General features: G+C 40.2%; 9 protein-coding genes and 4 tRNA genes. 3 read left to right on the forward strand and 10 right to left on the reverse strand.

Annotated features, from left to right (window positions below; genetic code table 11):
* Positions 1-232: 232 nt before the first annotated feature.
* Both AC1Z3K_RS18400 and AC1Z3K_RS18405 read right to left on the reverse strand, forming a co-directional pair.
* A complete protein-coding gene (locus tag AC1Z3K_RS18400) occupies positions 233-2,722 on the reverse strand; it encodes an ATP-dependent Clp protease ATP-binding subunit (protein ID WP_461733546.1) in 2,490 nt (829 codons plus the stop codon).
* A 3-nt stretch (positions 2,723-2,725) separates the two neighbouring features.
* Complete coding sequence (locus AC1Z3K_RS18405; RefSeq protein ID WP_426084794.1) at positions 2,726-3,193, reverse strand: CtsR family transcriptional regulator; 468 nt, start codon at positions 3,191-3,193, stop codon at positions 2,726-2,728.
* A 180-nt stretch (positions 3,194-3,373) separates the two neighbouring features.
* On the opposite strand from AC1Z3K_RS18405, the gene AC1Z3K_RS18410 reads away from it, so the two are divergent.
* Positions 3,374-3,850, forward strand: a complete 477-nt coding sequence (locus AC1Z3K_RS18410) for a MerR family transcriptional regulator (protein WP_461733547.1) — start codon at positions 3,374-3,376, stop codon at positions 3,848-3,850.
* Complete coding sequence (locus tag AC1Z3K_RS18415) at positions 3,825-4,496, forward strand: MBL fold metallo-hydrolase (RefSeq protein WP_461733548.1); 672 nt, start codon at positions 3,825-3,827, stop codon at positions 4,494-4,496. Before AC1Z3K_RS18410 ends, AC1Z3K_RS18415 begins: the two co-directional genes overlap by 26 nt.
* 132 nt (positions 4,497-4,628) lie before the next feature.
* On the opposite strand, the gene AC1Z3K_RS18420 is transcribed toward AC1Z3K_RS18415, so the two are convergent.
* Genes AC1Z3K_RS18420 through AC1Z3K_RS18430 form a run of 3 tightly spaced genes read right to left on the reverse strand, consistent with a single transcriptional unit; the run spans position 4,629 to position 7,511 of the window.
* Entirely contained in the window at positions 4,629-5,003 is a 375-nt protein-coding gene (locus AC1Z3K_RS18420) for a RidA family protein (RefSeq protein ID WP_426084791.1), read from the reverse strand.
* A complete protein-coding gene (locus tag AC1Z3K_RS18425; RefSeq protein WP_461733549.1) occupies positions 4,987-6,183 on the reverse strand; it encodes a trans-sulfuration enzyme family protein in 1,197 nt (398 codons plus the stop codon). Before AC1Z3K_RS18425 ends, AC1Z3K_RS18420 begins: the two co-directional genes overlap by 17 nt.
* A 20-nt stretch (positions 6,184-6,203) precedes the next feature.
* Positions 6,204-7,511, reverse strand: coding sequence for a PTS sugar transporter subunit IIC (locus AC1Z3K_RS18430; RefSeq protein WP_461733550.1), 1,308 nt, complete (start codon positions 7,509-7,511; stop codon positions 6,204-6,206).
* 169 nt (positions 7,512-7,680) lie between these two features.
* Between AC1Z3K_RS18430 and AC1Z3K_RS18435 the strand changes: the two genes are divergently transcribed.
* Positions 7,681-8,529 (forward strand): MurR/RpiR family transcriptional regulator, encoded by an 849-nt coding sequence (locus AC1Z3K_RS18435; protein WP_461733551.1) that lies wholly within the window; start codon positions 7,681-7,683, stop codon positions 8,527-8,529.
* Between the two features lie 207 nt (positions 8,530-8,736).
* Here the strand turns inward: AC1Z3K_RS18435 and AC1Z3K_RS18440 are convergent, their stop codons facing one another.
* The 5 genes from AC1Z3K_RS18440 to AC1Z3K_RS18460 all read right to left on the reverse strand — a co-directional run bounded on the left by AC1Z3K_RS18440 (position 8,737) and on the right by AC1Z3K_RS18460 (position 9,835).
* A complete protein-coding gene (locus tag AC1Z3K_RS18440; RefSeq protein ID WP_426084787.1) occupies positions 8,737-9,228 on the reverse strand; it encodes a hypothetical protein in 492 nt (163 codons plus the stop codon).
* 190 nt (positions 9,229-9,418) lie between these two features.
* Positions 9,419-9,492: transfer RNA gene (locus AC1Z3K_RS18445), tRNA-Pro, on the reverse strand.
* An 86-nt stretch (positions 9,493-9,578) separates the two neighbouring features.
* Positions 9,579-9,652: transfer RNA gene (locus AC1Z3K_RS18450), tRNA-Arg, on the reverse strand.
* Positions 9,653-9,665: 13 nt separating this feature from the next.
* A tRNA-Leu gene (locus tag AC1Z3K_RS18455) sits at positions 9,666-9,751 on the reverse strand.
* Between the two features lie 12 nt (positions 9,752-9,763).
* Positions 9,764-9,835, reverse strand: a tRNA-Gly gene (locus AC1Z3K_RS18460).
* Positions 9,836-9,885: the final 50 nt, after the last annotated feature.

A 9,885-nucleotide genomic window follows, 5' to 3' on the forward strand; every position in this document is an offset into this window, starting at 1 on the left:
AACTGCGAATTATGATTCGCCACGGCAACGCTTTAATTGTAAACTAAAAAAGACCAAGAGAAATGTTTCCTCTTGATCTTCAAAAATTCTAAGATTTCTCTTCACCAACATTAGTTGACAAAGAGCCAGAATTCTGAAAAAAATGCAGGAAAAGAAGACTGAAATCCCAGAGCACTACTCCGACCTCAGTCTTCTTTCTTTTAGCACTTATACTATTCAATACTCAAGTGAGTTAAATCGTCTGCAATTCCTTCTTAGCAGCTGGTGCTTTGACATTTAAGGTAATCTTACCCTTGCTTGCACCAATTGTTACTTTGTCGCCTAAATGAATTTGACCGGAAAGCAGTGCTTCACTCAAGCGGTCCTCTACTTCTTTTTGCAGAGCCCTACGGATTGGACGTGCACCGTATTCAGGATCAAAGCCTACTTTTCCTATGACATCAATTGCAGATGGTGTAATCTTCACATAGACATCTTGTTCAGCCATCCGTACCACAATAGCCTTACTCATTATCTTAACAATTTCATGAATTTCATCCTGATCCAGCGAACGGAAGACAATCGTTTCATCAATCCGGTTAAGAAATTCCGGACGAAATGCTTTTTTCAGTTCTTCCAAAATTCGCTTCTGCATTGCATTATGATCCTTCGTTAAATCCTGAACGTTGAATCCAACATTCTTCTCTTCACGAATCGCAGTTGCACCAATATTTGACGTCATAATCAATATAGTATTTCTAAAATCGACCTTACGTCCTTTAGAATCAGTCAAATGACCATCATCCAACACTTGTAAAAGAATATTGAAAACATCCGGATGAGCCTTTTCCACCTCATCCAGCAAGATTACAGAATATGGTTTTTGACGAATTTTTTCAGTCAACTGACCACCTTCTTCATAACCTACATACCCTGGAGGTGAACCAATCAGTCGGCTGGTACTATATTTTTCCATAAACTCAGACATATCCACCCGAATCAGGGCATCTTCACTGCCAAACATCGTTTCAGCCAATGCTTTCGCCAGCTCTGTCTTTCCTACTCCAGTAGGACCAAGGAACATAAAGGAACCAATCGGCCGATTCGGATCCTTCAGACCGCTTCGTGCCCGGCGAATTGCTCTGGAAACGGCTTGAACTGCTTCATCTTGTCCAACAACACGATGGTGAAGAATTGATTCGAGCTCCATCAATCGTTCACTCTCTTTTTTCTCCAGCTGCTGCAGCGGCACGCCTGTCCATTGAGAAACCACTGCTGCAACATCTTCATCTGTTACTCTATTTGTATAACCTGATGCTTCTTTTTGCTCCAGCAGCAACAAATTCTCCAGTTTCTGCATCAGTTTCTTTTCCTTCATCCGCAGTCTCGCTGCACTTTCAAAGGACTGTTCCAGAATAGCTTCTTCCTTTTCATCTGACAGTTCCTGAATCTCTGTACGCAAATGATTAATTTCTGAAGGTTCATCCGCCAAATCCAAACGAACTTTAGCTGCTGACTCATCCATCAAATCAATCGCTTTGTCCGGCAATTGCCGTGAATTGATGTAGCGGACAGAAAGCTGTACTGCTGCATGCAGTGCTTCATCAGTAATCTCAACCCCATGATGAGCCTCATATCTGGACCGTAGTCCCTTCAAAATCTCAATAGCTTCTTCCGGTGTTGGCTCATCAATCTGCACACGAGCAAAACGTCTTTCCAAAGCAGAATCTTTTTCGATATATTTTTGATATTCATCTAGGGTTGTTGCACCAATCGTCTGTAGTTCGCCTCGAGCCAATGCCGGCTTTAAAATATTGGAAGCATCAATTGCTCCTTCAGCACCGCCGGCACCAATTAACGTATGAAGCTCATCGATAAACAGGATTACCTGACCGTCTTGATAAATTTCGTCGATGACTTTTTTCAATCGATCTTCAAACTCGCCACGGTACTTAGTCCCGGCTACCAGTGCACCCATATCCAACATCATCAGACGTTTTTCCTGCATAGCCTGAGGAACCTCTCCATTAACTATCTTCTGTGCCAGACCTTCAGCAATTGCTGTTTTACCTACACCTGGTTCACCAACCAGTACAGGATTATTTTTAGTTCTTCTACTTAAAATCTGAATCAGTCTTCTTACTTCATCTGAACGGCCAACAACTGGATCAAGGTTCTTTTCTCGAGCCAATTTCGTTAAATCTCTAGCAAGCGAATCTAGTGTAGGTGTACCGCCGCCCTTTTGCGCAGCACCCTTTTGATTTTTCCGTTTGTTGCCAGACATCGCCATCTGTGGGTCATTAATACCAATTTTTTTCATAAGCAGCTGCCGAACCTTGATTAGGCTTAAACCTAAATTTACTAGAATTCGTGAAGCTAATATATCTTCATCACGCAACAACCCCAGCAGCAAATGCTCTGTCCCAATATTCGGAGCACCTAAGCGTTTAGCTTCTTCTCCAGAGTAAGCAAAAATTTGCTTCGCCCGAGGTGAATAAGGTAGATAAATCCCTTTTGGATAGGATTTTGCCATTCCGTACCCCATCAAGTGTTCAATTTCCTCGCGAATATCATTTTTTTCTACATTCAACTGGCGCAGTGTTTTGCCGGCAATACCTTTCGGCTCAATTACTAATGCCAGCAGCAAGTGTTCTGAGCCAACCGACTGATGCTTGAAATATTTTGCCTCTTCCTGTGCAATAGCCAAAACGGCTTTAGCGCTATCTGTAAATAACTCATCCATAAACTATTCCTCCTCATAGCTCAGACGCTCCAAAAAAGCATACATTAACTGAGCACGTAAAAAATCTTCCTGTGCGCCAAATTTTCCCAGCACATTTTTTCCCAAAGCAGCAAGCATCAAATTGCCTTCCTTCTTCGTCACTACTTCTTCTTCATATAATTTCTGCACAAAAACCAATGCGTCTTTCTCTGATAGCTGATCACCAATGAATTGCTCCATCTGCTTAAGCAGCTGTGTACTGTCAGATAGCTGAACCTTGGCAATTCGGATATAGCCGCCTCCACCTCGTTTACTTTCAACAGAATATCCCCGCTGAATGGTAAAACGAGTATTAATTACATAATTTATCTGGGAAGGGACACAATTGAATAAATTGGCCATCTCGGCACGTCGAATCTCAATCTTACTGCTATCTTCTAGTATCTTTTTCAAATAGGCTTCAATCAGATCAGAAGTGTTCTTATTGTTCATGACATTATCCTTCTCCCTTGACTAATACTGACCATAATTATATCGTTTTTGTACAAGTAAATAAAGAAGAAAGCTTATACTTTATTGAAAAATCAAAGGATTTTCAACAAATAATTCACATTTTCAGTATTGACCTTGGAGTTTACTCTAATGTTATGATGAAATCAGGAGGAAAACAACATGACCACTGAATGGACAATCAACGAGATTGCTAAGCTGACAAACCTTTCAAAAGACACTATCCGGTATTATGAAAAAGAAAAACTGATTACACCTAAACGCAGCGACAACAATTACCGCATCTATTCAAAAGAAGAGCTGCTCAAGCTAAAATATATCGCTGTAATGAAATATGCCCGCTTTTCTCTAAAGGAAATCAACACCTTCGTGCTGCTCTTTGACCAGGAGCTTTCTGAAGACTGCAACCAGCAGGGTAAAACTTTACTAGAGAAAAAAATTAGCGATTTAGAGAGAGCCGTGCGACATTATCAGGCAATTCTACAGCTGTTAAAGCAAATCCCCTATACGGATGACTTTCAGCAGTTGAAACAGCACTTGGAAAATAGCGGCACTGATCACTCTTTAGATAGTTTTATTGAAAAATTATTTGAAGAAATCAAGGAGGAAACATATGAAAACAATTTATCATTCCACTGAAGAATCACTGCAGCTGATTACGATGCCGCGGATATTTCCTATAAATTGCTACATTATTTTAGAAAAAGACTACTGTGTACTAATCGATTGTAGTAAACAAGGGATGGCAGAACCCATCATTAAAGCGGTAGAGGATACCGGCAAACCTTTGAAGTATATCATTCTGACCCATGCACATGCCGATCATACTGGAGATATCAATAAAATAAAAAATTATTTTCCAAAAGCAAAAGTCTGCATTGGTGCACAAGAATTTTCAGATAGTAAAACAGGCGTGAGAAATATCCATCTACCGATAGAACCGGATCTGCTGCTGAAGCACAAAGATGTCTTAGGAAGCTTAGTTGTATATGAAACGCCTGGCCATACCAATGGATCAATTTCATTGATTGATACACGGAGTCTTTCAAGCTACGTAGGTGATTTAATTCAAACTAGGGGCGGAGCTGCTATTTCCGGAGATTTGCGCTGGCGTTTTCCTTTTCCAGCTTTTGCTACTGTAGATAAGCAGGCAGCTGTTGATTCAGTCAAAAGTCTATACGCAGATTATACAATTTACAAAACTTTTTGCGGACATGGCCCTGTATTGGTTCCCACACATAATGAAATTACTCAGTTAATTAAACGGGCTGAACAAAAAATATAATACAAAAGAAAGCTGTGACATAGAAATAAGCTCATTTTTCCCAACACGCTCTACACATAAAAAAAACTCATACGAAGCCTATTTTCAGCTTTGTATGAGGCTTTTTTTAGTTTTTATTAATTATAAAGCAACCTATCTTACAGCGATTACTTCAATTTCTACTAACCCGTTATTAGGTAATGCTCCTACCTGAAAAGCACTGCGGGCTGGAGCCTCTTCTGTAAAGAATTCACTATAGACTTGATTCATCTCCTGAAAATCAGCAATGTCCTTCAACAGTACTAGTGTCTTTACTACGTCCTTCATCTCCAAACCCAACTCTGACAACAGCAGCTGTACGTTTTCTAAAGCAAAACGAGTTTGAGCATTAATATCTGCGCCCATTTCCTTTGTACGATGATTGATTCCCAGTTGTCCTGAAAGATAGACTGTTTCTCCTTGGGCCGCCACACCATGAGAATAGGGTCCTAATGCGCTTAATTTATCTGAATTATGCGTTTTCTTCATTTTTTACTTCCTTTCCATAGGCTTGGTCTAAAGCCTGACGAATATCTTCTACAATCGACATAGGAGCTTCCAGTCCAACATACATTCGAATATGTGATGGAGAAAGACCACGTTTTTTCACAGCTTCTAGATTACTTCCTTTAAATACTGGTAAAGCCAAGCTTTCAAAGCCGCCCCAGCTAACCCCAATTGTAACGACTTTTAATGCATTGACAAATGTTTTCAACTGATCAAAGTCCGTATCCTGTAAATCAATCGCAAACAATGAGCCGTATCCTTTAAGATATTTATCAGCCAGCTGTTTTTGCTCCCCTTCAGCAAGGTACGGATGATAGATTTTACTAATACGGTGATCTTTGCTTAAACAATCTAAAACCGTTTTAATTGCTTCTGTCTGATGAGCCATCCGTACAGCTAACGTACGTAACCCACGAATAGCCAGCCATGAATTAAACGGACTGTTGACTGCTCCTAAAGCCTGATGCCCTTTTTCGAATATCTCGTCCACCAGCTGTTCTGAGCCTACCACAGCGCCTGCAACGATGTCCGAATGCCCGCCGATATATTTGGAACAGGAATGAATAACAACGTCCACACCGTAATCTAACGGGTGCTGGAACAGTGGTGATGCCCACGTATTATCGATAACTGTATAGGCTCCCTGCTTTTTCGCCAGCTCAGTAATTTTTTCCATATCTAAAAGCTCGAACTTTTGAGAAGATGGGCTCTCAAAATAGATAAGTTTTGTATTCTCCTGAATGTGTTCTTCAACCTCAGCTGTTGTCGCTACATCAATTTTTGTCAGCTCTACGCCAAACTTTCCCATATCCTGCATGAATGAGAGTGACTCTCCATAGATTGTATTCACCATTAACACATGATCTCCCTGTGCCAGTAACGTAAACAGCGTTGCAGATATTGCCCCCATCCCTGATGAAAAGACCTTACACTTCTCTCCACCTTCAAGTTGAGCAATTTTCTTTTCCAATATCTCAGTTGTTGGATTTGTTCCGCGCGTATATACGTAATTATTCTTTTCATCTACGCTGGCTGCCATGAATTCTTCATAGGTTGGAAAGAAAAAGGACGAGGTTTGAACAATTTCCGGAGTCATTGCATGATAAGCCTTTCCCGTTGTCTTTTCTACCTCACAGCAAATATTTTCATAATACTCATTCATATCATTATTTCCTTCTTTCCTTAAAGTGAATCGGGAATTTCGTGTGCTTCCTCTTTCTTGTACTGATTATCCAATGCTTTCACAAACGGATAGAATATGGCTACACAGGCTACCACCGAAACAATCTGAGTAACGGCTCCCTGCCACTGGCCAACTAGAAATCCAGAGAAAATAAACGGTGTTGCCCACGGTGCTTGAATATTAGTAAACATTGGCATAAAACCTATCTTCATTGATACAAGCGCTATTAAAACAGAAACAATAGGTGCAATAGTAATTGGAATTAAAATCAGCGGATTAAAGATAACCGGCAAACCGAAAATTAGCGGCTCATTAATATTGAAAAACGCAGGAACAAAAGAAATTTTTGACATTGCTTTCATCCGTGAAGAGCGTCCTACAATCGCCATTGCAATCGCTAACCCAATCGTACAGCCGGCACCACCTATTGTGGCGAATTGATCCAGCATCTGAACCGTACCGAAATTGCCATTTTCAGCAGTTAGTTTACCTAGTTCAGCTAGCGCCTGATTCTTATCAGCATTTGCATAAAGAATCGGATACAGCATAGAATTGATAACTGTTGGATGGATACCAAACCACCATAGCAAACCATTCAAACCCGCTACCACAATAATTGCAAACGGTGTTCCCACAAGTCCTTGCAGCGGAGCCTGTATCACCGCATAAATCAGTTCTGGGAAAGATTCAGCCAAGACTACACCTACCCCATTAATAATTAGTGAGACACCCACAACAAAGATTCCCGGCAACAAAGCGCTAAAAGCCTGACTTACCATAGTAGGCACGCTCTCCGGCATCCGGATAATCAGATTCTTCTTTACACAGAAACGGGTAATTTCAACAGAAAGAATCGACATGATAATCGCAGTAATAACTCCTTGCGTACCAAGCCAGTTAAATGACAGAACCCGCCCGACAACTTCTCCAGACTCAGCAACCACTGTCTTAGGTAAAACCACCACATAGGCTACCAGACCTAAAACCAGCGAAGTCAATCGATCCATGTCATAGCTCTCCGCCAGTTTATAAGACATCGTGCCGGCAAAAATAATCCCCATCATATTAAACGTAGCCCGGTAAGCAGGGGAGATAAAATCCATCCAGCCTGTGCCAAAAATCCCTGCCATGAACTCTTCGTAACCGGATACAGGAAAATCCGTAATTAGCATAAAAATTGAACCAATAATTGTTAACGGCATAATTGCAAAAAAACCATTCCTAAGTGCCTGAAAATATCTCAAATTCGTTATTTTAGATACCTTCGGGACTAATGTCGCTTCAACCCAACCAGTGAGTTTTTCCATTTGAATCTCCTCCCAAAAATGAATAAATTTATTATAGATTCATCTTATTTCCATTTCAATTTTAAGTAAATAGCAGCCCTTCATTCTGTAACTATGTTTCATAAATAACTAGAATAAGGTATACTGATGGCGAAACAAAGTTTCTTTATACTATCGAGTAGGTGATCTTATGAATCTAATTGAAGAACTGCAACAGGAAAAAAAATTTACTTTTAATGAACGCTTGATTATTGAGTTTGTTCTTGCTCATGCTGAACGAGTACTCCATATGTCCATCTATGAACTAGCAGAAGCTACCAGCTCTTCCACCTCTACGATTGTTCGCCTATGCAAAAAAGCCGGCAGCAGCGGCTTTAAAGAGTTTAAAATAAGACTTTCCCGGGATTTAGAACTACATTATCAAAATATTCGTAATATTGATGCCAATATGCCCTTTCATTCAGGTGATTCTGATGTTGTAGTTGCAAAAAAAATTGCCCAGCTTACAGAAGAATCCATTCAATCTACGCAAATCCTGTTAACCGAAGCAGAGCTTAATAAAAGTGTAGATTTGCTCATGCAAGCCAAAAATATCCTGGCTGTCGGCGTCAGCAACTCTTTCATTCGCCTAACAGATTTTCAAACAAAGCTGCTGCGGATCAATATGTATATTCATCTTGTTCACTTACAACCAGAACAGTTCTATCTAGCCGCCAATGCGACAAAAGAAGATGCAGCCATTATTGTTTCCTATAGCGGCAACACAGCGGAAACAGTCAATGAAGCCCGTATCTTCATTAAAAGAGGAACACCTATCATTGCTATCACTTCAAACTTAGACAGTCAGCTGGCGAAATATGCCACAGTAGTATTAAGAATACCTAACAATGAACACACGGATTTCAAGGTTTCAACCTTCTCCTCCCAACTGTCTATCGAATACATTTTAAATGTTTTATACTCATGCATTTTCAATCGAAATTTCGAAAAAAATTACACATCTCAAAAAAATACACCTATTTCTATCTTGAAGTTTTAGGCTTAGATAATCCTTCAAACAATTCATCTTGTCCGTTCTTCATGTATATTAAAAAGCATCCTCACCTAAGCAAAGGATGCTTTTCTCATACTAAGAAGCTCCTCTGAAGGGAAGCACTCTTAAAAATCATTTAGTTTTTTAGAATCTTAATGTGTAGCCTTCTGCCTTGCTAAATGCAGAATTACTTGGCTTTACTCATTCAAAATATTATTGAATCAGCCAGGTCGCTTCTCTGTCATCGTTTGCTATACTTAAAAAAGATGACGAAAATTTAACTTTCACAGGATCATCATTTCCCCATAAAGTGACGTCTCCTGTCCATTCTTCCCCGTCTTTCAACGTTTCCAAATTAAACGATTTCCCACCAACATGCGCCTTGTCAGAACCAGTCTGTAAAACAGTATGCCAATCATACGGAGATATATTCAATCCTTTGCCAGTCTCATTTTTATAAGTGACATTTACTTTGTATGTTGTTGACCCTAATGCCGGCTCACCTTCACCTATAGAATTGACTGTTACTGTCACTCCATACATTGTTACCCCATCACCAACAGCTAAATCAGTCAGTTTATCTTCTGGTGTATCTTTGGGTTCTGTTTTACTTTCGCCACACCCAGCTATTCCTACTACTAAAAATAGCAATAGAACCAACAAGTACCAACGCTCTGATTTAACTTTTTCAATAAAATTTCTCATTTTCTTTTTCTCTCCCATCCAATTTTTCTAGCTACTAAGAGCTATATTACCTTTCCCAACTACTACCCAAGAAATTGATTGCACTCACATACATTATATCATTTATAATAGGCTTAACAATATTTAAAAAAAGACTTTGATAATTTTTACATAACAAAAAAACCTTGCTTAAAAAGTAAGGCTTTAACAATCGGGAAGACAGGATTCGAACCTGCGACCCCTTGGTCCCAAACCAAGTGCTCTACCAAGCTGAGCTACTTCCCGAAAATAAACTAAGTTAATAAAAAAAGACTATAGACATAAAAGGAACGAAAGATGCCCTTTAAATCTGAAGTCAGATATTCTAACTATGCACCCAAAGGGAGTCGAACCCCTAACCTTTTGATTCGTAGTCAAACACTCTATCCAGTTGAGCTATGGGTGCTACATATTTCTAATGCCGAGGACCGGAATCGAACCGGTACGGTGATCACTCACCGCAGGATTTTAAGTCCTGTGCGTCTGCCAGTTCCGCCACCCCGGCGCGGTACTTGAAAGCGGAAAACGGGGTTCGAACCCGCGACCCCCACCTTGGCAAGGTGGTGCTCTACCACTGAGCTATTTCCGCGTTTCTGGATGCCGGCTAAAGGACTTGAACCCTCGACCCTCTGATTACAA

The sequence above is a fragment of the Enterococcus sp. LJL128 genome (genome assembly GCF_056924295.1).

Coding starts and splice junctions, on each gene's coding strand:
- AC1Z3K_RS18400 (WP_461733546.1), bottom strand. CDS start 2,722: ATGGATGAGTTATTTACAGATAGCGCTAAAGCCGTTTTGGCTATTGCA.
- AC1Z3K_RS18405 (WP_426084794.1), bottom strand. CDS start 3,193: ATGAACAATAAGAACACTTCTGATCTGATTGAAGCCTATTTGAAAAAG.
- AC1Z3K_RS18410 (WP_461733547.1), top strand. CDS start 3,374: ATGACCACTGAATGGACAATCAACGAGATTGCTAAGCTGACAAACCTT.
- AC1Z3K_RS18415 (WP_461733548.1), top strand. CDS start 3,825: ATGAAAACAATTTATCATTCCACTGAAGAATCACTGCAGCTGATTACG.
- AC1Z3K_RS18420 (WP_426084791.1), bottom strand. CDS start 5,003: ATGAAGAAAACGCATAATTCAGATAAATTAAGCGCATTAGGACCCTAT.
- AC1Z3K_RS18425 (WP_461733549.1), bottom strand. CDS start 6,183: ATGAATGAGTATTATGAAAATATTTGCTGTGAGGTAGAAAAGACAACG.
- AC1Z3K_RS18430 (WP_461733550.1), bottom strand. CDS start 7,511: ATGGAAAAACTCACTGGTTGGGTTGAAGCGACATTAGTCCCGAAGGTA.
- AC1Z3K_RS18435 (WP_461733551.1), top strand. CDS start 7,681: ATGAATCTAATTGAAGAACTGCAACAGGAAAAAAAATTTACTTTTAAT.
- AC1Z3K_RS18440 (WP_426084787.1), bottom strand. CDS start 9,228: ATGAGAAATTTTATTGAAAAAGTTAAATCAGAGCGTTGGTACTTGTTG.